General features: G+C 53.1%; 19 protein-coding genes. 18 read left to right on the top strand and 1 reads right to left on the bottom strand.

Going from position 1 to position 26,013, the window contains the following annotated elements; translation table 11 throughout:
• Positions 1-13: 13 nt before the first annotated feature.
• The 9 genes from JET16_RS15875 to JET16_RS15915 all read left to right on the top strand — a co-directional run bounded on the left by JET16_RS15875 (position 14) and on the right by JET16_RS15915 (position 13,221).
• Positions 14-1,486 carry an alpha-L-fucosidase gene (locus tag JET16_RS15875; protein ID WP_199617376.1) on the top strand — a complete coding sequence of 491 codons (1,473 nt, stop codon included), beginning with the start codon at positions 14-16 and terminating at the stop codon, positions 1,484-1,486.
• Positions 1,467-3,221 (top strand): glycoside hydrolase family 35 protein, encoded by a 1,755-nt coding sequence (locus tag JET16_RS15880; RefSeq protein ID WP_407673154.1) that lies wholly within the window; start codon positions 1,467-1,469, stop codon positions 3,219-3,221. The genes JET16_RS15875 and JET16_RS15880 overlap by 20 nt, the downstream gene beginning before the upstream one ends.
• A 122-nt stretch (positions 3,222-3,343) precedes the next feature.
• On the top strand, positions 3,344-4,207 hold the full coding sequence (locus tag JET16_RS15885) for a sugar phosphate isomerase/epimerase family protein (protein ID WP_199617482.1): 864 nt from the start codon (positions 3,344-3,346) through the stop codon (positions 4,205-4,207).
• A gap of 33 nt (positions 4,208-4,240) precedes the next feature.
• The gene (locus JET16_RS15890; RefSeq protein ID WP_199617377.1) at positions 4,241-5,308 is read left to right on the top strand and encodes a Gfo/Idh/MocA family protein; all 1,068 of its coding nucleotides are present in this window, start codon (positions 4,241-4,243) and stop codon (positions 5,306-5,308) included.
• 2 nt (positions 5,309-5,310) lie between these two features.
• Complete coding sequence (locus tag JET16_RS15895) at positions 5,311-6,714, top strand: alpha-L-fucosidase (protein ID WP_325176705.1); 1,404 nt, start codon at positions 5,311-5,313, stop codon at positions 6,712-6,714.
• Between the two features lie 326 nt (positions 6,715-7,040).
• A complete protein-coding gene (locus tag JET16_RS15900; RefSeq protein WP_233531706.1) occupies positions 7,041-7,946 on the top strand; it encodes an ABC transporter permease in 906 nt (301 codons plus the stop codon).
• Positions 7,947-7,979: 33 nt separating this feature from the next.
• Complete coding sequence (locus JET16_RS15905; RefSeq protein ID WP_199617383.1) at positions 7,980-8,879, top strand: carbohydrate ABC transporter permease; 900 nt, start codon at positions 7,980-7,982, stop codon at positions 8,877-8,879.
• A gap of 117 nt (positions 8,880-8,996) precedes the next feature.
• Entirely contained in the window at positions 8,997-10,670 is a 1,674-nt protein-coding gene (locus JET16_RS15910; RefSeq protein ID WP_199617385.1) for a type 2 periplasmic-binding domain-containing protein, read from the top strand.
• Between the two features lie 280 nt (positions 10,671-10,950).
• Complete coding sequence (locus tag JET16_RS15915) at positions 10,951-13,221, top strand: helix-turn-helix domain-containing protein (protein WP_199617386.1); 2,271 nt, start codon at positions 10,951-10,953, stop codon at positions 13,219-13,221.
• A 25-nt stretch (positions 13,222-13,246) separates the two neighbouring features.
• Here the strand turns inward: JET16_RS15915 and JET16_RS15920 are convergent, their stop codons facing one another.
• The gene (locus JET16_RS15920) at positions 13,247-14,287 is read right to left on the bottom strand and encodes a LacI family DNA-binding transcriptional regulator (RefSeq protein WP_199617387.1); all 1,041 of its coding nucleotides are present in this window, start codon (positions 14,285-14,287) and stop codon (positions 13,247-13,249) included.
• A 430-nt stretch (positions 14,288-14,717) separates the two neighbouring features.
• On the opposite strand from JET16_RS15920, the gene JET16_RS15925 reads away from it, so the two are divergent.
• The 9 genes from JET16_RS15925 to JET16_RS31140 all read left to right on the top strand — a co-directional run bounded on the left by JET16_RS15925 (position 14,718) and on the right by JET16_RS31140 (position 26,011).
• Positions 14,718-17,009: a glycoside hydrolase family 3 N-terminal domain-containing protein gene (locus tag JET16_RS15925; RefSeq protein ID WP_199617388.1), complete on the top strand. Its 2,292-nt coding sequence runs from the start codon at positions 14,718-14,720 to the stop codon at positions 17,007-17,009.
• Between the two features lie 96 nt (positions 17,010-17,105).
• The gene (locus tag JET16_RS15930; protein ID WP_199617389.1) at positions 17,106-20,216 is read left to right on the top strand and encodes an alpha-mannosidase; all 3,111 of its coding nucleotides are present in this window, start codon (positions 17,106-17,108) and stop codon (positions 20,214-20,216) included.
• A gap of 25 nt (positions 20,217-20,241) precedes the next feature.
• Positions 20,242-21,561 carry a glycoside hydrolase family 125 protein gene (locus tag JET16_RS15935; RefSeq protein ID WP_199617390.1) on the top strand — a complete coding sequence of 440 codons (1,320 nt, stop codon included), beginning with the start codon at positions 20,242-20,244 and terminating at the stop codon, positions 21,559-21,561.
• A 31-nt stretch (positions 21,562-21,592) separates the two neighbouring features.
• Positions 21,593-22,465 carry a sugar phosphate isomerase/epimerase family protein gene (locus JET16_RS15940; RefSeq protein WP_199617392.1) on the top strand — a complete coding sequence of 291 codons (873 nt, stop codon included), beginning with the start codon at positions 21,593-21,595 and terminating at the stop codon, positions 22,463-22,465.
• 1 nt (position 22,466) lies between these two features.
• On the top strand, positions 22,467-23,192 hold the full coding sequence (locus JET16_RS15945; protein ID WP_233531686.1) for a copper homeostasis protein CutC: 726 nt from the start codon (positions 22,467-22,469) through the stop codon (positions 23,190-23,192).
• A 46-nt stretch (positions 23,193-23,238) separates the two neighbouring features.
• Positions 23,239-24,243: an asparaginase gene (locus tag JET16_RS15950; protein WP_199617396.1), complete on the top strand. Its 1,005-nt coding sequence runs from the start codon at positions 23,239-23,241 to the stop codon at positions 24,241-24,243.
• An 87-nt stretch (positions 24,244-24,330) separates the two neighbouring features.
• Positions 24,331-25,212, top strand: coding sequence for an ROK family protein (locus JET16_RS15955; protein ID WP_199617397.1), 882 nt, complete (start codon positions 24,331-24,333; stop codon positions 25,210-25,212).
• Positions 25,213-25,418: 206 nt separating this feature from the next.
• The gene (locus tag JET16_RS15960; RefSeq protein ID WP_199617398.1) at positions 25,419-25,604 is read left to right on the top strand and encodes a GapA-binding peptide SR1P; all 186 of its coding nucleotides are present in this window, start codon (positions 25,419-25,421) and stop codon (positions 25,602-25,604) included.
• A gap of 149 nt (positions 25,605-25,753) precedes the next feature.
• Positions 25,754-26,011 (top strand): MarR family transcriptional regulator, encoded by a 258-nt coding sequence (locus tag JET16_RS31140; RefSeq protein ID WP_199617399.1) that lies wholly within the window; start codon positions 25,754-25,756, stop codon positions 26,009-26,011.
• The last annotated feature ends 2 nt before the right edge of the window (positions 26,012-26,013 follow it).

Below are 26,013 nucleotides of genomic sequence, written 5' to 3' on the forward strand. Positions count from 1 at the left end.
GTAACATGGCAAAATGACGCAAACGGGCGATACGGAAGCGATCAAGAGGGCGGCGCTGGTGAAGCCGTCGGAGAGGCAATTGGCTTGGCAGGAGATGGAGTTTTACGCGTTCATTCATTTTACGGTAAACACTTTTACGGATAGAGAATGGGGGCTTGGAGACGAAGATCCGGCGATATTCAATCCTGTCGAATTCAATGCGGATCAATGGGTCGACGTATGCAAATCCGCGGGCATGAAGGGGCTTATTCTAACTTGCAAGCATCATGACGGCTTTTGCCTGTGGCCGAGCAGGTACACCGATCATTCGGTGAAGAACAGCCCGTGGAGAGGCGGCAAAGGGGACGTCGTGAAGGAAGCGGCCGACGCTTGCCGAAGAGGTGGAATCAAGTTCGGAATCTACGTATCCCCATGGGACCGGCACGAACGCACCTACGGTGATTCGCCGAGATATAACGAGTTTTTCAAAAATCAGTTGAGAGAGCTATTGACCGATTACGGCGATATTTTCTGCGTCTGGTTTGACGGCGCTTGCGGGGAAGGACCGAACGGGAAAAGGCAGGAGTACGACTGGGACGGCTACTATGAAGTGATCCGGGAGCTGCAGCCGAACGCCGTCATTTCCGTTTGCGGTCCCGATGTGCGCTGGTGCGGTAACGAAGCCGGTCATACGAGACAATCCGAATGGAGCGTAGTGCCTGCCCAATTGCAGGACAACGAGAAAATTCAGAAGAAGTCGCAACAAATCGATGACGGACAGTTTTCAAAAAGGGTCGACACGCAAGACAGCGATTTGGGCAGCAGACAAGTGATTAAAAATGTCCGCGAACTGATATGGTATCCGGCGGAAGTGAACACGTCGATCAGGCCGGGCTGGTTTTACCACGCTTCGGAGGACGACAAGGTCCGCCCCCTGGACGAACTGCTGAACATTTACTACGGATCCGTCGGAGGTAATGCCAATTTCCTGCTCAACCTTCCGCCGGACAAGCGAGGTCTTATTCACGAGAACGACGCAGAGCGGTTGAAGCAGCTGGGAAAAGCGATCAGCGAAACGTTCGAAATCAATCTGACGGAACGTGCCGCAGCCCGCGCGACGGATACGTTGGACGAAGAGAGAGACGCAAACAACATTTTTGACGGAAGCTGCGACACGTACTGGTGTCCGTCCGAAGGAACCGAGCAAGCGGAAATAGAGATCGACCTGAATGAACTGCAAACCTTCAACACAATCGTCTTGATGGAGCATTTGAAATCAGGTCAAAGAATCGAAAGCTTTACTCTCGAATGCAAGGAAGGGGATGGCTGGCGCGAAATATACCGGGGAACGGTTGTCGGATATAAGCGCATTTGCCGGTTCGACACTGTGACGAGCAGATATATAAGACTAACGATAACCGAGTCGAGATGGTGCCCGACTTTGTCGAGCTTCGGGGTGTACTTAGGCGGTGGAGGAGGTATGGAGCGTGGCCGAATTTCATTATAAAGGCACGCAATTCATGTACGACGGAAAACCGGTCCGCCTCATATCGGGGGCGATGCATTACTTCCGGATCGTGCCGGAGTATTGGTCCGACCGGCTGCAAAAATTGAAGGCGTGCGGCTTTAATACGGTGGAGACATACGTTCCGTGGAATTTTCACGAGCCGAAACCGGGACAATTTCGTTTCGACGGCATGGCGGATATCGAACGTTTCATCCGGACTGCGGGCGATCTCGGATTGTTCGTCATCGTACGTCCGAGCCCTTATATTTGCGCGGAATGGGAGTTCGGCGGACTGCCCTCGTGGCTTCTTGCCGATCCCGATATGAGATTGCGCTGTTACGATCATAAGTTTCTCGCGCGGGTAGACGCATATTACGACGTGCTCCTGCCGAGATTGAAGCCGCTCTTGTGCACGAACGGCGGCCCGATCATAGCGATGCAAGTCGAGAACGAATACGGGAGCTACGGCAACGATGCCCGATACTTGGAATATTTGCGTCAAGGCATGATAGAACGAGGCATGGACGTGCTGCTGTTCACGTCCGACGGGCCGACCGACGCGATGCTCCAAGCCGGTACCGTCCCCGGAACGCTGGCGACGGTCAATTTCGGGTCCGGGCCGCGGCACGCTTTCGAGAAGCTGCGGGAGTACCAACCGGATGCGCCGCTCATGTGCATGGAGTATTGGAACGGGTGGTTCGATCATTGGGGCGATAACCACCATACCCGCGACGCCGCCGATGTCGCGACGGTGTTTGAAGAGATGCTCAAAGAGAACGCTTCTGTCAATTTTTACATGTTTCACGGCGGCACCAATTTCGGTTTTTACAACGGGGCTAACTGCCAACAAAAGGACCAATACGAGCCGACCATTACGAGCTACGACTACGACGTGCTGCTGAGCGAATCGGGTGAGCCGACGGAAAAGTTTTACACGGTGCGCGAAGCCATTTCCCGTTACAGCAATATCGGCGAGTTGAAGCTGCCCGACCCGATCGGCAAGAAGGCGTACGGCCGCGTGGCAATGAGCGGACAAACGGCGTTGTTTTCACAGCTGGACCGGCTGTCGCACGCAGTCCGCATGACGAATCCCGAGCCGATGGAGAAGCTTGGCCAGGGTTACGGTTTTATCCTCTATACGACCGGAATCTCCGGTCCGAGAGAAAATCAGGAATTGGTCGTTCAAGAGGTGCGGGACCGCGCTCTCGTATTTGTCGACGGACGGTATCAAGGGGTGCTCGAACGCGGGAACAAGGATGCGGCGGTTTCGTTCGCGGTTCGGCCGGAGGGCGCTGAAATAAGCATCTTGGTCGAGAATATGGGCCGCGTCAATTACGGGCCGTATCTCAGGGATATGAAAGGCATAACCGAAGGCGTAAGACACGGCTTCCAGTTTTTGTTCGACTGGACGATCCGCACGCTTCCGCTTGACGACGTATCCAAGCTGGGTTACGAGCCGCTCGGCGCGCAGCTTGCGCCGTCTTTCTTCCGGGGGACGCTTCATATTGACGAACATGAACCGTCTGATACTTTCCTCGATATGGACGGTTGGACCAAAGGAGTCGTATTTATTAACGGCTTCAACCTCGGACGTTATTGGAACAAAGGACCCCAGCGGACGTTGTACGTGCCGGCGCCGCTGCTGCGGCAAGGGGACAATGAAATCGTAATATTCGAGCTTCATGAGACCCGCCAAACCGCCGTCACGTTCGCGGATTGCCCGGATCTCGGCTGACAACGGCCGAACGGCCGAAGCGGAAAAAAGAAAACAAGTCGATTTTTGTTAATTGCGCAATGCCGGTAAACGGAGTATAGGTGGTTGTGAGCCATTTTGCCAAAGAGAGGATGACGGAGAAGATGAAAATAGGCCTCAGCACATACAGCCTGCAGCAAGAGTTGGACAAGAAACGCTTGACTGTCGTCGATGCGGTCCGTTGGATCGCGGAGCAGGGCGGAGAGCATGTGGAAATCGTTCCGATCGGGTACAGCTTGATCGACGAGCCCGGCTTGATCGACCGGATTCGAAAGGCGGCGGAAGAAGAAGGCATCGACATCTCGAACTACGCGGTGGGGGCCGATTTCACGAAGGAAGATTCCGAAGCGTACGAGAACGAGATTCGCGTCGTAATGAAGCATGTAGACGCCGCTCATGCGCTCGGCGTGACCAGGATGCGGCACGACGTCGCGTTCCGTCCGCCTGCGGAAGGCACCGTCGCCAGGTTCGAAGCGGATTTGCCGAAGCTCGTCGAAGCTTGCCGCCGCATCGCGGATTACGCGGCGCAGTTCGGCATCACGACGAGCGTGGAAAACCACGGATACTATATTCAGTCGAGCGAACGCGTCCGTAGATTGATTCACGAGACGAACCGCGGCAATTTCAAGACTACGCTCGATATCGGTAATTTCCTGTGCGTCGATGAAGACCCGGTGAGCGCGGTCATGAACAATATTTCATATGCGTCGATGGTTCACGCGAAAGATTTTTACCGCCGCCCCGCCTCCCGCAATCCGGGGGAAGGCTGGTTTCGTTCCGCCCACGGGAACTATTTGCGGGGCGCGATCGTCGGGCAAGGCGACATCGACATGCCTGAAGTGTTCCGAGTGCTGAAAAGCTCCGGATATGACGGTTACCTGTCTATCGAATTCGAGGGCATGGAAGACTGCAAAACGGCATCCCGCATCGCTATGGCGAACGCTCGCAGATTGTGGGATGAAGCGTAAGCGCAACACTGAATAATAAGGGGAGTGGAGAGATTGTCCAAACTGAAAATAGCCGTGATCGGCGCCGGATCGATTTCCGACCTGCATCTGCAAGCATACGAAAAAAATCCCGAGGTTGAGATATACGCGATCTGCGACTTGAATGAAGCGCGCGCGAAGGAAAAAGCGGATAAATACGGAGCGTCCAAAGTGTTCACCGACTACCGCGAGCTGCTGGCGCAGCCCGAAATTCATGCTGTCAGCGTCTGCACATGGAACAATTCCCATGCCGCGATCAGCATCGCCGCATTGGACGCCGGCAAACACGTGCTTTGCGAAAAACCGCTGTGTCAGACGGTTGAGGAAGCGCTGGAGGTAGAGAAGGCGGTACGCCGAAGCGGCCGCCTGCTGCAGGTCGGCTTCGTGCGCCGGTACAGCAGCAACACTCAAGTGTTGAAGCAATTTATCGATCAAGGGGAGCTCGGCGACATTTATTACGCGAAAGCATCGTGCCTTCGCCGTCTTGGAAATCCGGGAGGCTGGTTTTCCGATAAGGATCGCTCCGGCGGAGGGCCGGTCATCGATCTAGGCGTGCACATCATCGATGTTTGTTGGTATTTGATGGGCAGACCGAAGGTGAAATCCGTGTCGGCGAACGCGTATAACAAGCTAGGCAACCGGTCCAACATCCGGAATTTGTCTTTCTACAAGGCCGCAGACTATGACGCCGCCCGAAACGATGTCGAAGACATGGCCAACGCCGTCATCCGCTTCGAGAACGGCGCCAGCCTTATGATCGACGTAAGCTTTACGCTTCATGCGAAACAAGACGAGCTGTACGTGAAGCTTTACGGCGACAGAGGCGGCGCGGAGCTCGAACCGGAATTGCAGCTCGTGTCGGAGAAGTACGATACGATATTGAACGTGTCTCCTCAGGTCGACCACAAATCGTTTGATTTCATGGGGGCCTTTTCAAACGAAATCAATCACTTTATCGACAGCTCTCTGGGCCGCAAAGAAACGCTCAGCCCGGTAGAGGACGGCGTGGAGCTGATGAAAATATTGTGCGCGATATACGAATCGGCACGCGAAGGCCGCGAAATTCAATTAGGGGGTGAATGACCGTGGGCGAAAACAATAACGCAGTCGAACTGGACAAGGAAGAACAAGTCGTCGAGACGGGCGTGCATAATTTCAGCAAAGAAGAAGAATGGGTGAAGCCCGATAATCCGATGCTTCTGGAACGATTGGAGTGGTTCAAGGATCAGAAGCTCGGCTTTATGATGCACTGGGGGCCTTATTCCCAGCTCGGCTTAGTGGAGTCCTGGGCGCTAAGCGACGAAGACGGAGAATGGTCGCGCAACGATATCGATTGGATCAGCGATATGGAGGAATTCAAGCGCCAATACTTTGATTTAAATAAGACGTTCAACCCGGTCCGGTTTCAACCCGAACTGTGGGCGGATTTGGCGGCAGACAGCGGGTTCAAATATTTGCTGTTCACAACGAAGCACCACGACGGCTTCTGCATGTGGGACACCCATACGACCGATTACCGCATTACCGGAAAGGATTGCCCGTTCCACACTCATAAATATGCCGATATTTGCAGAAATTTATTCGACGCGTTCAGAGATAAGGGGTTGGCCGTTGCCGCCTACTTCTCGAAAGCGGACTGGCACACGCCCTATTACTGGGCTCCGGGCATGGAACGCGGGCGGAACATGTGGCGGGGACCGTCCTACGACCCGAAAGAGTATCCGTGGCTGTGGGAGAAGTTCGTGCAATTCACTCACGATCAAATCATGGAATTGATGACCCGGTACGGCCGGATCGACGTGCTTTGGCTGGATGCCGGGTGGGTTCGGGCCGGGCGGAGAGGGCAGGACATCAGGCTCGGCGAAGTTGTCGGGAAGGCGCGCCGGCTTCAGCCGTGGCTGCTTTCCGCGGACCGTACGGTCGGAGGTCCTTATGAGAATATCGTGACGCCTGAGCAGACGATTCCGGAAGGACCGATGAACATTCCTTGGGAAAGCTGCATCACGATGGGCACCTCCTTCTCCTTCCGCTACGAAGATAAATATAAAACAGCCAGGCAGCTCGTTCACATCCTGCTCGAAGTCGTCGCCAAGGGTGGAAATTTGGCGCTCAACGTCGGGCCTCAGCCGGACGGCCGACTTCCGGAAGGGGCGATTCAAAGAATGAAAGAGCTCGGCGCTTGGTTGAAAGTGTACGGCGAAGGGGTGTACGGTACAAGGATTTGCGCGCCGTATTTCACGGGCGAGTGGGCGTTCACACGTAAAGAAAATACCGTGTACGCATTCCGGCTTTATAAAAATTCCGACAAACCTGTCGAATCCGACATCACCATCCCATACGCAGGCAAGGTCGGGCGAGTCGAACAAGTGGGAACGAACCGTGTCTTGGAATTCCGAGGAACCGATGAAGGAATCGGCATTCAACTTCCGGCATCCGAAGCATCGGGGCAAACGCCGATCGCCCATGTATTCAGGATGACAATCGAATAATGATGAGATGCGAAAATCCTTGGGCGTTCCGAAAGCGTCCAAGGATTTTTGTTAAGCGGGCGAAATCGTATACGGATTTTCTTGACGGCTGATTTGCCCTGCAACAACAGGGATTCTCCTTATCAGATGGCGTTTGGGAATTTTGTTATATGCGTGAAAATTGCAAATTGTATTCATGGAATAAATCGCGTTAGAATCGTCCCAAGCGATAAGGCAAGCCCGATTGTCAAAGCCGGGGGAAGAGGAGTGGAAAAATGATAACCAACACAGAGAAATTGCATTCCGGGTTGAACAACCAAAAAGAAACGAGTCAACCCAAAAAAAGAATGCATCCCGCCGTCAAGAGCTTGAGGAATCATTGGGAACTGTATTTATTGATTTTGCCGCCGGTGCTGTACCTTCTAATTTTCAAATATATCCCCATGGGCGGCGTAACCATTGCGTTTAAAAATTTTAACGTCGTGCAAGGGATATGGGGAAGCCCGTGGGTCGGCTTCAAGCATTTCGAGGCGTTTTTCGCGTCGCCGAACTTCATGCTGCTTATGAAAAACACGATCGGAATCAGCTTCTATTCCTTGCTCGCAGGCTTCCCGGTCCCGATCCTGCTCGCGCTCGCGCTGAACGAGATCCGCACGGGATTTTTCAAAAAATCGGTTCAGATGGTGACCTACGCGCCGCACTTTATTTCTACCGTCGTTATGGTATCCATTATAATTCTGATGCTTTCGCCGCATGTCGGCGTGGTCGAACGCATTATGACGTTCTTCGGTCTGCCGTCGACGAACTTCATGGGGCTTCCGCAATATTTCAAATCGATCTATGTCTGGTCCGGCGTGTGGCAGGAAATGGGGTACGCGTCGATTATTTATATCGCGGCTTTGGCCAGCGTCGATCCCGCCTTGTACGAAGCGGCGCGCATTGACGGGGCGTCGCGGTTTAGGAAAATTATCCATATCGACATCCCGGCGCTTATACCGATCTCGACGATATTGCTTATTCTGAGCTTGGGCAACGTGATGGGTGTCGGCTTCGAAAAGATTTACCTGATGCAAAATCCGTTGAACGTAAGCGCCTCCGAAGTTATTTCGACGTATGTTTACAAGGTCGGTTTGCTCGGCGCGAATTTCAGCTTCTCGTCGGCGGTCGGACTGTTCAATTCCGTGATCAACCTGATTTTGCTGTTGATCGTGAACTACATTGCTCGCAAAATTTCGGAAACGAGTTTATGGTGATGATTGCCAAATCTGCTTCAACGGAGGTCGCTCATGTTCAATAAAAACCGCATCAAAGAGCCGTTGGGTGATCGCCTGCTGCTCATAGTCCTCTATATTTTCTTGACGGCGTTGATGTTTACCGTTTTGTATCCGCTGGTGTATATCTTGAGTTCGTCGCTGAGCTCCCCGAGAGCGGTCGTATCCGGTCAAGTCTGGCTGTTTCCCGTCGAATTTTCGGTCAAGGCTTACGAATCGATATTCAAAAGCAAGCAGCTGATGACGGGGTACATGAACTCGATCATCTACACCGTAGTCGGAACGTTCATCAACGTCGCGCTGACGGTCATGATCGCTTACCCGCTGGCGACAAAAACATTTTACGGACGCAAGTTTTTCATTACACTCATGCTGATCACCATGTTTTTTAGCGGCGGTCTCATCCCGACCTATCTGTTGGTCAAGGAACTTCATATGCTGGACACCCGTTGGGCGCTATGGCTGCCCGGAGCCTATTCGGTATTTCAAGTGATCGTCGCGAGAACGTTTTTCCAGACGTCCATCCCGTCCGAGCTGCAGGAAGCGGCTCAAATCGACGGCTGCAGAGACATCCGGTATTTGCTCAGCATAGCGCTGCCGCTGTCCAAGCCGATACTCGCGGTAATGACGCTAATGTACGCGGTCGGACATTGGAACGCTTATTTCGACGCTTTAATCTATTTGCGGTCGGAGCACTTGTTCCCGCTGCAATATGTGCTTCGCAACATCCTAATTCTCAACTCTACCGACCCGACGATGTTGGCGGAAACGGCAACGAAGCTTCGGGATCAAGGCTTCGAGCAGGTGCTTAAATATGCTTTGATTGTGGCCGCCTGTGTTCCGGTGCTTGTCATGTATCCTTTTGTGCAGAAACATTTTGTGAAAGGCGTCATGATCGGTTCCTTGAAGGGTTAGCATATATCCCCGCTTCGGAAAGCCTTGGAAGGAGGTGGAAGGTCAATTCGGCTTCCGTAAAGGGTTTGGATATAGTAGTGTATTTAATGGACATCTATCAAAAAGGAGGAGTCTTTCTTGAAAAAGTCGGTCATCATGATTTTGGCTTTGCTGTTGATGTTGTCCTCCGTGCTCGCTGCCTGCGGCACGAACCAAGGTGCGGGAGGAACGGAAGGAACAAGCGATACGGGTAATACGGGTAATTCGGAAGCGACAGAACAGGAAGCTCCTGCAGGACCCGTACAAATGACGTTCTTCGCTCCGCAAGGCAAAGCACCTATGGAAGAGAACGAGTATACGAAGCTTGTAGAAGAGAAATTCAACGTAAAACTCAAGTGGGATTTGGCCCCCGCGGACGCATTGAAGGACCGCAGACAGCTGCTGCTTGCAAGCGGCGACTATCCGGAAGTGTTTCTTGAAGGCGGTTTCACCAGAACGGACCTGCTGACGTACAGCAAGCAAGGCGTTCTGATTCCGCTGAACGACTTGATTGACCAGCATGCGCCGAATCTTAAGGCGTTGATGGAGAAGAAGCCGTATTTGAAAGACGCCATGACGGCACCGGACGGCAATATTTACGGCCTTCCGCGCGTCAATGAATGTTACCATTGCACATATTCGCAGAAGTATTGGATGAACAAAGAATGGCTCGACAAGGTCGGTTTGAATGTACCGACGACTACAGACGAATTGTATGAAGTGTTGAAAGCCTTCAAAACGAAAGATCCGAACGGCAACGGCAAAGCCGACGAAATTCCGCTGACCGGCGCGCCGAATAAATCGGTATGGAACGGCAACATCGACGCCTACATTATGAACGCGTTCATATACAACGACAACACAAATTATTTGTTGTTGAAGGACGGCAAGGTCGATTTTGCGGCCAACAAGCCGGAGTGGAGAGAAGGCATCCGCTTCATGAACAAGCTTTACAAAGAAGGCTTGATCGACGAGGCGGCGTTCACGCAAAACGATCAGGCGGTCGGCCAGCTCGGCAACCGCGAAGGCGACGAAATCGTCGGCTCCATAACGACTGCGCTGCTCAGCTATCTCGTCAATGTTTGGGAAGACGAGAAAACCCGCCACAAGCATTGGGTGATCGTTCCGCCGGTCAAAGGGCCGAACGGCGTTCAACTGGCGGGCATGAGCCAAGGTTTCAGCACATTCCCGTTCGTAATCACCAACAAAGCGACGGAAGAGCAGCAAATCGCCGCGATCAAAATTGCGGACTATGCATTTAGCGAAGAAGGCGCTTTGTACAGCGAATATGGGGTAAACGAGGGCGTAGGTTGGAGCAAAGCGCAGCCGGGCGATTTGAACATCTGGGGCGAGCAGGCGAAGTACAGCTTTGAAAAATTGAAAGCGCAAGATGAGAACACTGTAAGAAACGACAGCTGGTCGCTGCTCGGTCCGAAAGACATGACGAAGGAATTCCGCGATTCTTTCGCCTCGGCGCAGGATCCGTTGAGCTCGAAAGGCTACGAAACGCGCCTCGCGTTGGCGACGAAAGAATACGAGCCGTTCGCTCCGAAAGAGGTTTATCCGTCGAGCGCGTGGATCAGCGCCGAAGATACCGAAACGGCGGCTCAGCTGACGCCTGCAATCGTAGATTACGTTCAATCGAATATGGCGCAATTTATCCTCGGCACGAAAGATATCGAGAAGGACTGGGATGCTTATGTTAAAGGGTTCGACGGTTTGAACCTGCAGACGTACATCGATATTTATCAGCGCGCCATTGAAAAGAAATAAAGTCTGCGCAAGCCGTCTAAAGGCTAACTTAGAGTAAAGGCGGAAGTAAACCTGGAGTGTCATCTTCAGGTTTTCTTCCTCTTTTTTCTTAATTTTTCAATATTTTTACATAGAAAACTAGGCCCCATGAGCCTGCAAATTTCAAAAATTAACGTTATAATTAGATAAACTGTCCTAAAAATATAAGAGAAAATATAAGAGATAATATAAGGATGATCTAAGGGGAAGTGGGAAAACCGCACCGGCTTGATAAATAATATGAAGGTGGGGGATCCTGATAATGAACAAAACTTGGTTCCGGCGTTTGTTAATATCGTATCTGCCCGTATTCATTATCGTGACTACGATACTATTTATTCTCTTTTTCCAAGCTTTTAACGAGAAAAACCGAAAACAGGCATTGCAAGCGAATCAGTTTTTAGCCTCCCAGGTATTGCAGTACCTGGATAATTCGCTGCGTGCCATCGATTATAAAGTGCTCCGTGAAATATTGACGAATCAGAAACTTAAGGGGTATTTTGAAAAATCCGGAAATAGCGACGTATATGCCGTCATCCAAGCGGTTCAAGTCATGGACGACCTTAAGCTGGATTTCCCTTTGATTCATTCCATTTATTATGTCAAGTTTAAAGATGACACGGTATTGAGCAACGGGAAGTCGGTTCCGATCGGCGAATTTCCGGATGCCGCTTTTATACAACAAAGCCGAAGCCAAACCGGGCATAAATGGACGGGTGCAAGGGAGTTCAAGTCGTTCGATTCGCAAGCGGCGGAGCGGGTAGTAACGTTGGTGCGCGGCGTTTCGAACTATGAAGACGGCATGGTGGTCGTCAATGTTGATATAAATTCGGATATAAATTCGCTGCGGGGATCGATCAGCCGGATGTTTGATCCGCATATCACTTTCGTGAACGTTGTGGACAATTCCGGCCATGATCTGCTGGTTTCGAAGACTTCCGGCGGGGCGCCGCAAGTCCGCGGCGATTCGACCGAAGTGTTCTCCGAATTATCCTCCGGCTATACCGGGTGGAAGGTTCAAACGGGTATGCGCAACGTATTTATCAGACTTGCGCTTGAATTATATAACGTCTGGTTTGCTTTCGCGGTGGCGGTCGTGCTGATCGGAGGCATGTGGGTGCTCTACGTGACGCGGCGAAATTATAAGCCGATTCAACAGATTGTGGCGTTGATCGATTCTTTCGCTTTCACGAAAAACTCCGGCATCGGGCATTCCGGCAAAAATGAGTTCAATATCATTCAAACGACGCTTGAAAGCATGATTGAGCAAACGAAACAGTATCAGCGGCAGTATGCAGATAACCTTATTTTGCAAAAGAAATATTTTTTTCAGGAGCTGCTTGAAGGTGTGCGCCGCATGGAAGAAGACGAGTGGAAGTCCGAGTTGGGCAAGCTGAACCTTCCGGCAGGCGGCAAGCGTTGGTCGGTGCTGATTATGGAAATCGACGGTTACCGCCGGTTTACGGAAGAGTATAACCGGCAGGACCAATCGTTAATGAAGTTCGTCTTGTCCAGCGTTCTTCAGGAAACCGCTCAGCAGGAAGGATTGTACGCTTGGACGGAATGGATTTCGGACCGCCGGCTTTCCTGCATGCTGTGGCTTCCGGATTCCGCGCAGGAGGAAGAAATCGCCGACAAAGTGTTGTCCGGTTATCGCGAATGGATACAGAACAATGTCCGGTTTACGGTGACCATCGGAATCGGAGGCGCCGCAACGGACTTGCAAGGGTTAAGAGCTTCCCGCCAAGGTGCCGCCCACGCGCTTCAGTATAAAGCGGTACTAGGCACGAGTAGAATCATAAGACGCAAAGAAGTTCCGGATGCGATGCATGACGTTTACGAGCAGTTGAAAACGATTTCCATGCTTGTGCAATCGATGCGTCTGTCCGAAGAAGAGTGGAAGAAGCATTTTGAACGGTTGTTCGATCAAATCGCGGAATCGCTGCTGTCCCGGCAAGAAATCGTAAATATGTTACAGTTCATGATTCAGCATTTCGAGCGAGAGTTTGCGGAATTGTCGAGAGAATACCAGGAGATCTGGTCACAGTCGCTCCACCGGCTGCTTCAGAGGTTGGAGGAATGGGAGACATTGGAGGAGCTCGAGCAGCGGTGTTTGGTTACGTTCCAAGAGCTTGCGGAGCAAATGCAAGCGATCCGCAATGCGAAAGGTCACCGTGCGCTTATTTTGCAAATCCGCAAATATATTGAAGAAAACTATGCCAATCCGGAGCTGTCGCTGAATTATTTAAGCGATTTGTTTGAAATTAACGGCAAATATTTGAGCAAGCTGTTCAAGGATGAATTCGGCGAAAACTTCTTGGACTTCTTGATCGGGCACCGGATCATGAACGCCAAGCGGCTGATGCTGGAGACCGACAAGCCGATTCAAGAGATAAGCGAGGAAATAGGGTATACGAACTATATATCTTTCAATCGTGCGTTCAAGAACGTTGTAGGCCTCTCTCCAAGCGATTTCAGGAAGAAAGTGTCCGACTCCGATGTAAATATGCAGACGGCAGCACCACACCCGTAATCATGGGACGGTGCTGCTTCTTTGTTTAAGCGGAATCTCTCGGAATCAACTCGGCGGCAAGCTGTACTCTTTCTATCGGCGTGCCGGGAAAATGCATTCGGCGTTGAAGCGATTCGATGGCGCGCTGACCCAATTCTTCTTTGCACAGATTGACCGTCGTCAACCGGGGCGACGCCATTGCGGCGGCCTCCACGTTATCGATGCCCGCTACGCGGCAATGTCCCGGAACGGACAATTCCATCCGCTGCAGCTGTTTCATCCAGCGGATCGCGATATCGTCGTTGGCTGCGATCCATGCATCCGGACGCTCGTCCGGAGCGATGCGGGAGAGCCGGTTCGCCGCCGGTTCCTCCCACTTACCCTCTTCATATGGGAGCTCCCACTCCAGCAGTTCGGCCTCTTTGCCGCCGTATCGTTCCATCGCCAAGCGGACGCCAATCCGCCGTTCGGCGAAGCTCGCGGAGCGTCCGTCGTCTCCGAGAAACGCGATTCGCCGGCACTTGCGGGCCAGCATATGCCGCGTGACGGCGATCCCGGCATCGATATTGGCGTGATTCACCGTGTCGCAGACGAGCAGAGGTTCGTTGTGATCGACAAGCACAAGAGGCTTGCCTGTCCGCGCCATCATCTGCAAAGCAGGGTAAGGAAACGCGCCCATCACGGCGATTCCGACGCAGCTGCTCCAGTCCAGATGAGGCGCGATCGCCGCTTGAGGGGAAGGTGCGTCGGGAGGAAACGATAACGCCGGCGACACGATGACGTGATGCCATCCCCGTTCGCTGCAGCCGTAAACGAGCCCCTCCAACACCCGCTGCCAATAGTACGGATCGCCGCGGTTCGATTGATTGATGCAGATCATAACAAAAGACGACTCCCGGTCGGCGGACGCCTTCGCTTTAGCGGCATCGTGCCGGGGCAGCTGGTACCCTAGCGTGCGGGCCAGCTCCGTCACGCGTTCGCGGGTCGCTTCGCTGACGCCGGATTTGCCGCTGAGCGCCCGGGAAACGGCGTATTTGGACAATCCCAACTGGTCGGCAATCATTTGGATCGAAATTTTTCGGGGCATAGTACATCTCCTACCTGTACGGATAATAACAAACATAACGAAATTAATTGTGCGTGTATTTGTTGGAGTTGTCAAATATGAACGGCCTAATCCTGCTTGGAACGGGGGCGTTGCCGACTCTCTTTCAATCTGTACCGGTACAGATAAGCATTTTATGCAAAAAACACGTTGATATTTATAAAAAAATGTTGCCGGAGACAGATACAGATTTGATAAAAACATAAAAAATACGTTAAATTACACGTAATTTTTCTCATCTGTACCGGTACAGATCCTAAGGGCACGGAGCTTGATAATATTGGCATGCCCGAAACTTTTGTTGATTCGTGATTTTTATTGACGGTATGAAGCGGAGTAGGTAGACTGGAGTTAGATAATGTTATTTTATATTTGCATAACAAAAATAACAAAACAATAGGAGAATGCGGGAATGAAATATAAAGACGCTTCGCTGTCGATCAAAGAACGCGTTCGGGACTTGCTCGCACGGATGACCCTGGAGGAGAAAATCGGCCAATTGATTCAACCGATGGGATGGAAGACGTATAGCAAGGAGAACGACGGCACCGTATCGATCGCCGAACAATTTAAACACGATATATCGCAGGGAGGCGTGGGCTCTTTATACGGTGTTCTTCGCGCCGATCCGTGGACCGAGGTGACGCTGGAAACCGGGCTGTCGCCAAAGGAAGGCGCGGCGGCAACGAACGCAATCCAACGTTATGCGATTGAGAATTCGCGGCTCGGCATTCCGGTGCTGTTCGGCGAGGAATGCTCGCACGGACACATGGCGATCGGGGCGACGGTCTTCCCGGTTCCGCTGACGGTCGGGAGCACGTGGAACACGGAGCTGTACCGGGACATGTGCCGCGCCATTGCGCTCGAGACCCGCAGCCAAGGCGGCGCCGCCACCTATTCCCCCGTGCTCGATGTAGTTCGCGATCCGAGATGGGGGAGAACCGAGGAAACATTTGGCGAGGACCCTTATTTGATCGCGGAGATGGCGGTTGCGGCGGTAAAGGGGCTGCAGGGAGAACGATTGGACGGCGAAAGCGCAATCGCCGCTACGCTGAAGCACTTCGCCGCTTACGGCAGCTCCGAGGGCGGGCGCAATGCCGCTCCCGTCCATATGGGACTGCGAGAGCTGCATGAGACGGACTTGATGCCGTTCAAGAAGGCTGTGGAAGCGGGAGCTTGTTCGGTGATGACGGCTTACAACGAAATCGACGGCGTACCCTGCACCTCCAGCTCATATTTGCTGAATGACGTGCTTCGCGAACAGTGGGGGTTCGACGGCTTTGTCATTACGGATTTCGGCGCAATCAATATGCTTGTTCACGGGCACAATACGGCGGAGAACGGCGAGCAAGCGGTCGCCCAATCGCTCAAAGCGGGAGTGGACCTGGAAATGTCGGGCCACATGTACGGCAAATATCTGAAATCGGCGCTGCAGCAGGGACTTATTTCCGAAGCTGATTTGGATACCGCCGTCGGGCGGATGCTTGAAATCAAGTTCCGGCTCGGCTTGTTCGAACGGCCGTATGTGGATCCGGACTTCGCGGAGAAAGTCATCGGCTGCGCCGAGCATATCGAGTTGGCCAGAAGAGTGGCGCAGGAAGGCGTCATTTTGTTGAAAAACGAATCAGGTACGCTTCCGTTGAAGAAGGAGATCGGAACGGTAGCGGTCATCGGTCCTAATGCCAACCATACCTACAATCAGTTGGGCGATTACACGTCCCCGCAGCCGAGAGGGCAGATCGTGACCGTCTTGGACGGCGTCCGCCGCAAGCTCGGACCCGAACAGGTGCTGTACGCGCCGGGCTGCAGAATTAAGGGCGATTCGAAAGAAGGATTCGAGCATGCGGTCGCTTGCGCGCATAAGGCGGATGCGATCGTCATGGTGATCGGAGGCTCGAGCGCCCGCGATTTCGGAGAAGGAACGATCGACCTGAAAACCGGCGCCTCCGTCGTGACGGACGATCCGTGGAACGATATGGAGTGCGGCGAAGGAATCGACCGCTCGACGCTCGGCCTCATGGGCATGCAGCTCGATCTGGTGCAGGAAATTCATAAGCTCGGCAAACCGGTGATCGTCGTATACATTAACGGCCGGCCGATTTCTGAGCCTTGGATCGATGAGCATGCGCACGCGATTTTGGAAGCATGGTATCCGGGACAGGAAGGCGGGAATGCGATCGCCGACATTTTGTTCGGCGATGTGAATCCTTCCGGCCGGCTTACGATATCGATTCCGAAGCATGTCGGACAGCTGCCTGTTTACTATAATGCCAAGAGAACCCGCGGGAAGCGGTACTTGGAGACGGACTTGGATCCGCAATATCCGTTCGGTTTCGGACTCAGTTATACCGAATTCAAATACGACAATCTGAAGGTCGTTCCGGAGCAAATAGACCCGGAAGGCGAAGCCGAGGTTCGCATTGACGTGACGAATGCCGGCCCGGTTGCCGGCGATGAAGTCGTACAGCTGTATATCTCGGATTTGGCCGCATCGGTGACTCTGCCGGAGAGAGCGTTGAAGGGCTTCCGCAAAGTGCGGCTTCAGCCGGGAGAGACGAAGACGGTAACGTTTAACGTGAACAAAGAGCATCTGCAGCTTATTTCGGCCCGATTGCAGCCGGTCGTCGAAGAGGGAGCGTTCAGCATCATGGTCGGGCGCAATTCGAAGGATGTTATCACGAGCAGCTTGCATGTACGAAAATGAGGCAACCGAAGGTTGTCCGCGATAAGAATATATTGCAGCAAAGAGGCAACCGAAGGTTGTCCGCGATAACAATTTAACGTAGCAAGGAGTGTTGAAATGATTCGCGTCAGCCGGTTTATCAAGGATTTATCCGCGAAGCAATGGTTGGAAACGATAGAGCTTCCCGAATGGCACATGCGGAAGGGCCGCTATATTCTCCCCGGTCAATACGAATATGAGACGGAGACCGCAGCGGTACAAAGCGTCAATCCGCTCCACAGCAAGCATGGGACGACCTATTTTCTCAGCAACACCGTCGATATTCCGTCTTCATGGCATGCCGATCCGGTCGGTCTCATATTTGAAGCCGGCGGAGAAGGACTGTTGAAGGTAAACGGCGTTGCGTACCACGGCTTGGACCGCAATCATCAGTTTGTTCCCCTGGCGCTTGATCGGGTCGGCAGCAGTCCGCTGCTCGAGATCGAGCTGTACGATCCGATTCCGGAGCCGCACGATCCGTTGAACAAGCAAGCCGTGATCCAGCCGCCGATCGGCGGTATCCGGGCGGCGCTGGCCCGTGTGAACGAGCCGCTGCAAAGTCTGCTTTATACGGTGACGGTGATATCCGAAGCGGTTCGTCTGCTGCCGGAGCAGGATTTGAGGCGGTTGCGGCTAAGTGAAGCGCTGCACCGCGCAATGGATACGATGTACGACCAGCCTGACAGCCGTTGGACGGATGCGGAATGGATCGCTTCTTTGGAACAGTCGATCGTCTCCAAGGTGAAGGAGAACACGAATGAACAGCCCGACGGCATTATGCACATGGTCGGCCAGTCCCATATCGATGTCGCTTGGTTATGGCCCGTCCGGGAAACCGTGCGGAAGGTGAGCCGCACGTTCTCCACCGTCTGCGCGTTGATGGACGAATATCCGGACTTCCGGTATTCGCAGAGCCAGCCGCTGTTATATGCGTTCGCGAAAGAGCATTATCCTCAATTGTACGAAAAGATGAAGGCACGCATCGCCGAAGGCCGGTGGGAGCTGGTAGGCGGCATGTGGGTGGAGCCCGATCTGAACATTCCAAGCGGCGAATCGCTTGTCCGGCAAATCTTATACGGTCAGCGCTTCTACAAGCAAGAATTCGGGAAAACATCGTCGATCGAGTGGCTTCCCGACACGTTCGGCTATTGCGCATCGCTGCCGCAATTATTGAAGCAAGCTGGCGTCGAGTATTTCATGACGACGAAGCTTAATTGGAACGACACGAATCCGTTCCCGTACGATTTGTTCGAATGGGTCGGAATAGACGGAACGTCGATCACTTCGTACTTGAACCACGGGGTGAATGAGCATACGAGGCCCAAAGACGTCCATGAGCATTGGGAGTCGTTCCGGCAGAAAGACCGGCACGACGAGCAGATGCTGCTGTACGGGCACGGAGACGGCGGCGGGGGAGTTACCCGCGAGATGGTCGAATTTGTTCTTCGTTCCGCCGCTCTTCCGGGACTTCCTGCAAGCCGGTTCGGCACCGCCGCCGATTTCTTCGGGGAAATCGGCCGGCGCGCTCCCGCGCTTCCGAAATGGCACGGCGATCTGTATTTGGAGCTTCACCGCGGTACGTACACCACTCATGCGAGGAATAAACGGAGCAACCGGAAGGCGGAAGTGCTTTACCGGGAGGCGGAAATTTGGGACCGGATGGCATTCCCTGCGGAAACCTCCGGCGCAAACAACGGACTGCATGAAGGCTGGAAGCTGATTTTGCTGAACCAGTTCCACGACATTATCCCGGGCACATCGATTCCGGAAGTGTACGAAACGTCTTCCAAGGAGTATACGGAAGTGTTCGCGCTGGGCGAAGCTTCATTGACGGCCTCGCTGCGGGCTTTGACCGAGTCGGTCGACACCGCCGGAGAAGGCAAGCCTTATGTGATTTTCAACAGTCTCGGATGGGAGAGAAACGAAACGGTTTGCATCGAGAAGAATGCGGAACTGCTCGGATTAGCCGCCTACGATTCGCAGGGCAACCGCTTGGAAGCCGATGTGCTCCGCAGCGGAGACGACCCGGGCAGGTACTCGATGTCCGTCGCCGTTCCGGCGATTCCCGCATTCGGATATAAGACGATATGGCTGCGCCCGGCTCCGGATACGGCTTCACCGAACGCACCGGGCGCGTCGGACGAAGCGTTCCCTTCCGTATGGGAGTCGCAGTATTACACGCTCGAATTCAACGGCAACGGGGAAATCGTGCGCTGGTACGACAAAACCGAACGTCGCGACTGGATTCTTCCTGGCGGGAAAGCCAATGAGTTTCAATTTTTCCATGACAAGCCGACCTATTGGGATGCATGGGATATCGATCCTCGCTTTGAGGAACAGCGAGCGGGAGAAGCGCGGCTGCTTTCCAAGGAAGTCATACAACAGGGTTCGGCGCGCGACGTGCTTCGGTTCCGTTGGAGCGTTAACGAATCCGAAATTTCTCAAGACATCATCTTTTACAAACACAACCGCCGGGTTGACTTTAAAACGAAGGTTCGTTGGTCGGAGAGTCACAAATTGCTCAAAGTCGCTTTCCCGGTCGATATTGTCGCCAACAAGGCGACTTATGAAATTCCATTCGGCGCGTTGGAACGGCCGACCCACCGTAATACGAGCTGGGAGCGGGCGCAGTTCGAAGTGTGCGGCCACCGATGGGCCGACGTTTCGGAAGGCGGAGGCGGCGTCAGCTTATTAAACGATTGCAAGTACGGCTACGACATTAAGGAAGGCGCCATCCGCCTGTCCTTGCTGCGCGCGCCGAAATGGCCCGATCGTTCCGCCGATCTAGGGGAGCACGAATTCACATATTCGCTGTATCCGCATGCGCAGGATTGGCGGAGCGCGCAAGTCGTTCGCCGCGCAATGGAATTGAACCATCCGGCGTTGGCGGTTGCCGCCGAACCTCATTCCGGAAAGCTTCCGGCGGAATATTCATGGATTGGACTGCAAAGCGATCACGTCGTCTTGGACTCGGTGAAACGCTCGGAAGACGGAAGCGCGACGATACTGCGGTTCTACGAATCGTCGGGAGGCAGGCAAACCGTTACGGTGCAATGGCCCGAAACGAATGTCAAAGCGTTCGCCGCCAATCTGTTGGAAGAACAAGCCGGGGAAATCGACGTCCGAAACGGATCGTTCGAACTTTCGTTCAAGCCGTTTGAAATCAAGACGGTCAAACTCGTTAAATAAGGCGCAAGCGGGAGGGAAATGTACAATGGAACAACATAAGCTGCCTACTGTGACGATTCCGAAGATGGAGCTTCCGCAAGCCGTCAAGCAAGTGTTGGAGCAAGCGGAGCAAAAGCTGGCGCACCGTCCTAAACTGTTGCAGCAATTTCGCAATTGTTTCCCGAATACGCTGGAAACGACAACGAAGCTGATGGATGACGGCACGACTTTTGTAATTACGGGAGATATACCGGCTATGTGGCTGCGGGATTCGGTCGAGCAGGTGATTCATTACGTACAGTTCGCCAAGAGCGATGCGGACCTGCAGCGGATCATCTCCGGTTTGATCAAACGCCACCTGATGTATATAAGCATCGACCCTTATGCCAACGCGTTTAACGAAACGGCCAACGATTGGCATTGGGACGCGAACGATGAAACGTTGATGTCCCCGTGGGTATGGGAGCGGAAATTCGAGCTCGATTCGGTCTGTTTCACAATGCGGTTGGCCTACATGTATTGGAAAGAAACCGGCTTGACGGATATTTTCAACGAGCAGTTTAAGCAGGTCATGCATACGATAGCCGGCGTATGGAAGACGGAGCAGCGTCATCACGACAAATCGGAATACCGGTTCATGCGTCATAACTGTCCCGCTATCGATACTCTGCGCAATGAAGGTTACGGGATGCCGGTCAACATTACGGGCATGATTTGGTCAGGCTTTCGCCCGAGCGACGATGCGTGCGAATTTCACTACAATATCCCGTCAAACATGTTTGCCGCCGTATCGCTCTCGCAAATGCGGGAGATCGCCAAACGGATATACCGCGACGAGGAGTTTGACAGGGAACTCGAACGGCTGGAGCAGGAGGTTCGATACGGCATTCAACTCTATGGGGTATACAATCATCCGAAATACGGGAAAATTTTCGCTTATGAAACGGACGGTTTCGGCAATTACTGCCTGATGGACGACGCCGGTACCCCGAGCTTGCTGTCGATTCCGTATATCGGATACACGGACGCCAACGATGAAATCTATCAAAATACGCGCCGATTTATATTAAGCAATGATAATCCGTTCTACTTTGAAGGAACGGCCGCCAGAGGAATAGGCAGCCCGCATACGCCGCCGCAATATATTTGGCCGATGGCGTTGTCTATGCAAGGGCTGACCGCATCGAGCGATGAAGAAATGCTGCAGATGATCGATATGCTGGAATCGACCGATGCCGGCACCGGATTTATGCATGAAGGCTTCCATGCGGACGATCCGAACCGGTTCACGCGTCCTTGGTTTGCATGGTCTAACAGTCTGTTCTCGCAATTGGTTTATCGTGCCATGGAGCGAGGCGTTTTGTAACAAAAAATGTTGTAAGAAAAGGCGGGAGACTATGAAAATCGGATTAAGCACGTACAGTTTGTTGAAAGCTTTGAAAGCCGGTACGATGTCCGTGCTGGACATTCCGCGGTGGATCAAGGACAACGGCGGGGAGCATATGGAGCTTGTGCCGTACGGATACACGGTTGTCGATAATCCGGAGCTCGCGGACGCAATTCGCGACAAAGCGGCCGAAGCGGGTATCGAGTTGTCGAACTACAGCATGCCCGCCAACTTTGTCCAGGATACAGAAGAAGCGTTCGATGCGGAAGTGGAGCGGGTGAAGCAGCACGTCGATATTGCGCATCGGATGGGGATTCGGTTTCTGCGCCACGATGTGACGGCTTTCACGCTGCCTCCGGAAAAGACGACACTGGACTACTTTGAAACGAGTCTCCCGCTCATTGTGGAAGGCAGCCGGAGAATCGCGGATTACGCGGCGCAGTACGGCATTACGACGAGCATTGAAAATCACGGCTTTTGCGTGCAATTGAGCGACCGGGTTCAAAGAGTTCTTAGGGAAGTGAACCGCGGCAATTTTAAGACAACGCTCGACGTCGGGAATTTTTTATGCGTCGACGAGCAGCCTCTTATCGGTGTAATGAACAATTTGCCGTACGCTTCCGTCGTACACTTCAAGGACTTTTATATTCGGCCTTATTACAACAAGCCGACAGGCGGCGAATGGTTTACGACGACGCACGGGAACTATTTGCGGGGAGCCATCGTCGGCCACGGGGATATCGAGATCGTCGAGATCGTGAAGCTTGTCAAGCAATCCGGCTTCGACGGCTATATTACGGTCGAGTTTGAAGGAATGGAAGATTGCAGGGAAGGCTCGAAGATCGGGATGGAAAATGTCCGGCGCATGTGGGAGGAGAGTTAAGTTGCCGCATCCGGAGCTTAGTAATCCGGTCTTAGAGATCATAGCGACAAGCGTCGCCGACGCGAAAGCGGCGGAAGCGGGAGGAGCCGACCGGATCGAATTGGTGAGCGCGATGGCGGAAGGGGGACTCACGCCGAGCTATGCAATGATCGAACAGGTCGTTGCAAGCGTGAGCATTCCCGTATATGTCATGATCCGGCCCCATAGCCGCAGCTTCCGCTACGATTCGGACGATGTGCGCGTTATGCTCGAAGATATTCGCGTCTGCCGGCAATTGGGAGCCGCAGGCATTGTCGCAGGCGGTTTGACCGATGACGGACATATCGACGAGCCCCGCCTGCGCGACTGGATTGAGGCGGCCGACGGCATGGGGGTTACGTTCCACCGCGCCTTCGACGAGAGCGCGAATTTACCGCTGGCGTTGGAGGCGATATCACGGTTTCCGCAGGTTCGCAGAATATTAACGTCCGGCGGCAAAAACAGCGCTCCGGAAGCCATTCCCGAGCTAAAGCGTCTTTCGGAGCTGAGCGCAACGACGCATGTCTCTATTATGGCCGGCGCCGGGTTGACGATTGAAAATCTGCGCGGCGTTGTAAAGCGATGCCGCATCCGCGAAGTACATATCGGTTCCGGCGTGCGGCATCGAAGCAGCTTCCAATTCCCGGCCGATCCGGAGCTGGTGGCGAAGGCGAAACAAGCGCTGATTGAAGCTGCCGGGCAAGTTTGAGGCGCGGGGAGACTAACAGCACATTTTTGGGGAGGGATGCGCCGCCATGGCTGAACGATTAGTGGAGGAATACAGGGGAGGCACGCTTGAAAACATCCATTACGGACATATTTGCGGCATCGACGATACCGGACAAGTGGTTTACAGCGCGGGCGATCCGCATTGGGTTTCATTCATGCGTTCGGCCGCGAAGCCGTTTCAAGCGGTCCCGGCTTTCGTGCACGGTATCGGGGATGCATACGGATTAACGGACCGGGAGCTGACGCTGCTCACCGCATCCCACCGCGCCGAGCCGTATCATGTCGAAGCGCTCGAGTCGATGTCGCGTAAAATCGGCATCGGCGAAGAGTGTTTGGTTTGCGCGCAAACGTACCCGTTCAGCATGTCTGCCCGCGACGAGCTTGTGCTCGGCGGAAAACCGCGGCGGCGCATATATCACAATTGCTCGGGCAAGCATCTCGGCGTTCTCGCTTTATGCAAAGCATTGGGCTACGGCATCGAAGGATATGATCAGCCTTCGCACCCCGCTCAAAGTCAAATATTAAAGACGGTCTCCCTCTTCTCCGGCTGCAAGGAGGAAGAAATACAGCTCGGCACGGACGGGTGCGGGTTTCCCGTGTTCGCATTGCCGTTAAACCGGATCGCGGCCATGTTCTTGAAGCTGGCTTGCCCGGATTTGATTGAGGATCCGGCGGTAAGAAAGGCGGCGGAGCATATTTCGCGCATCATGAACGAATATCACGACATGGTGTCCGCTCCTTGGTTTATCTGTTCGAATCTGTTGAAGGATCCGAATATCGCCGCCAAGGGGGGAGCCAAAGGCATTTACGGCTTCGCGCTGCGCAAGGAGCGGCTGTCTTTTGCATTGAAGGTGCTGGACGGTTCGGAAGACGAATGGCCTCTCATCATCGCGTCCATTCTTGAACAAATCGATTACGGCAATAAAGAGACGATCGACCGGATGTACTCCTTGACCCCGCGGGAGTTGAAGAACGACGCGGGCTTGGTTGTAGGAAGCAATAAGGCGGTGTTCCGTTTGACGGGGGCCTGATGTCATTTCTTTGAAAAAGTCTTGCATTAGACGGCGGCTTGGCCGACAATGTATGAATGAGGAATGACTGCACAGGAGGAATATGACATGCGGATCGGGGCAATAGAAGCGGGCGGAACGAAATTCGTCTGCGGAATCGGGAATGAACAAGGGAAGATTGAAGACAGGGTCAGTTTTCCGACGGAACAGCCGGAACAAACGTTGGGGAATGTGATCTCTTATTTCCGGGATAAACAAGTCGAAGCGATCGGAATCGGTTCGTTCGGTCCGATCAATATCGATCCTTCGAGTCCCGAGTACGGGTATGTCACGACGACCCCGAAGCCCGGTTGGTCGGGATATGATTTTCTCGGCACATTAAAGAATTCAATCGACGTGCCGTTCGGATGGGACACGGACGTGAACGCCGCAGCTTTGGGTGAAGCGACGTGGGGAGCTGCGAAAGGTTTGGACAGCTGCGTTTATTACACCATAGGAACAGGCGTCGGCGTCGGCGTTTACGCGGAAGGCAAGCTCGTTCACGGTCTAGTGCATCCTGAAGGCGGGCATATTTTGACAAGGCGCCACCCCGAAGATACGTTCGAAGGAGCATGTCCTTACCACGGCGACTGCTTGGAAGGCATGGCGGCGGGACCGGCGATCGAGAAGCGTTGGAAGATTAAAGGCAGCGACATTCCGAACGACCATCCCGCATGGGCGATAGAGGCCTTTTATATCGGACAGGCTCTGGCAGGAACCATTCTCTTGCTTTCGCCGAAAAAAATCATTTTAGGCGGAGGCGTCATGCACCAAGAGCAGTTGTTCCCGCTGATTCGGGCGGAGGTTCGGAAAAATTTGAACGGCTACGTCAGCCATCGCATGGTGACCGACAGCTTGGACGAATACATCGTCCCTCCCGGTCTTGGCGAAAACGCCGGTTTAAGCGGCGCACTGGCGCTTGGAATCGGAGCGCTGGGCAAGGGCGCTTAATAATAATTCGGTTTAAGGGCGATCTCACGCGGTGTTTCACCGCAGAGGCCGTCCTTTTTTTTGAATATTTGCAAAAATAGTGTACTATATATTGCATTTAATACGTCATATATGATACAAATTATATAAGAAAACGAGATGCGTTATGTGTTTTATGACGAAATATGATGTATTTTAATCATTAACGCAAAGGTAAGGTGAGGGAAATGGATAATCAAAAGTATGGGGTGCTTCTTGGAAGCATCATGTGCAAATCGTGCGGGGAATTGATCGATACTTTCGACGCCGAGAAGGTAATCATTTATTACAGTTCATGCAAAAACCAGAAATGCGGAAGCCAAGAGAACGAGACAGAAAAGCAACAAATTGCGGTCGGAGGAAGGTCCCTGTAAATAAATGACCGGTTGATAAGCGAATTAAGCGCCAAAGTTACCCCTAGAGAGCGAGATCGGATATTCGTTGATATGCAGCGGCAAAAATTGCCGCTGCATTCGTCGGATTGTGCCCAAACAGTGGTTGGACAGTTGTACAGCGGTAAAACTTGCCTCTAGAGAGTGATGAAATTTATTTTGTCAGTTGCAGAGGTAAAATTTACCGCAACACACGGGTCCATTCCGAGATTCATACGCTAAATGAAATAAGAGAACATGAAGGCATCCATATTACAGCACTTGCAGAGCGTTGCGGGGTAACTAAAGGTGCGGTTTCCCAAGTGCTTGAGCCAATGGTAGCCACGACTGTCACATTGTTTTTTTTATCAGATGCGTTTAGTACCTATACGCTTGACATCTTTAATTGATA

Source organism: Paenibacillus alkalitolerans (genome assembly GCF_016482785.1).
GTDB classification, from domain to species: Bacteria; Bacillota; Bacilli; order Paenibacillales; family YIM-B00363; genus Paenibacillus_AE; species Paenibacillus_AE alkalitolerans.

Excerpts from the sequence above, each read along its gene's own strand:
- JET16_RS15875 (WP_199617376.1), top strand. The coding sequence starts at position 14 with ATGACGCAAACGGGCGATACGGAAGCGATCAAGAGGGCGGCGCTGGTG.
- JET16_RS15925 (WP_199617388.1), top strand. The coding sequence starts at position 14,718 with ATGAAATATAAAGACGCTTCGCTGTCGATCAAAGAACGCGTTCGGGAC.
- JET16_RS15905 (WP_199617383.1), top strand. The coding sequence starts at position 7,980 with ATGTTCAATAAAAACCGCATCAAAGAGCCGTTGGGTGATCGCCTGCTG.
- JET16_RS15950 (WP_199617396.1), top strand. The coding sequence starts at position 23,239 with ATGGCTGAACGATTAGTGGAGGAATACAGGGGAGGCACGCTTGAAAAC.
- JET16_RS15960 (WP_199617398.1), top strand. The coding sequence starts at position 25,419 with ATGGATAATCAAAAGTATGGGGTGCTTCTTGGAAGCATCATGTGCAAA.
- JET16_RS15930 (WP_199617389.1), top strand. The coding sequence starts at position 17,106 with ATGATTCGCGTCAGCCGGTTTATCAAGGATTTATCCGCGAAGCAATGG.
- JET16_RS15885 (WP_199617482.1), top strand. The coding sequence starts at position 3,344 with ATGAAAATAGGCCTCAGCACATACAGCCTGCAGCAAGAGTTGGACAAG.
- JET16_RS15915 (WP_199617386.1), top strand. The coding sequence starts at position 10,951 with ATGAACAAAACTTGGTTCCGGCGTTTGTTAATATCGTATCTGCCCGTA.
- JET16_RS15935 (WP_199617390.1), top strand. The coding sequence starts at position 20,242 with ATGGAACAACATAAGCTGCCTACTGTGACGATTCCGAAGATGGAGCTT.
- JET16_RS15900 (WP_233531706.1), top strand. The coding sequence starts at position 7,041 with ATGCATCCCGCCGTCAAGAGCTTGAGGAATCATTGGGAACTGTATTTA.
- JET16_RS15920 (WP_199617387.1), bottom strand. The coding sequence starts at position 14,287 with ATGCCCCGAAAAATTTCGATCCAAATGATTGCCGACCAGTTGGGATTG.
- JET16_RS15955 (WP_199617397.1), top strand. The coding sequence starts at position 24,331 with ATGCGGATCGGGGCAATAGAAGCGGGCGGAACGAAATTCGTCTGCGGA.
- JET16_RS15940 (WP_199617392.1), top strand. The coding sequence starts at position 21,593 with ATGAAAATCGGATTAAGCACGTACAGTTTGTTGAAAGCTTTGAAAGCC.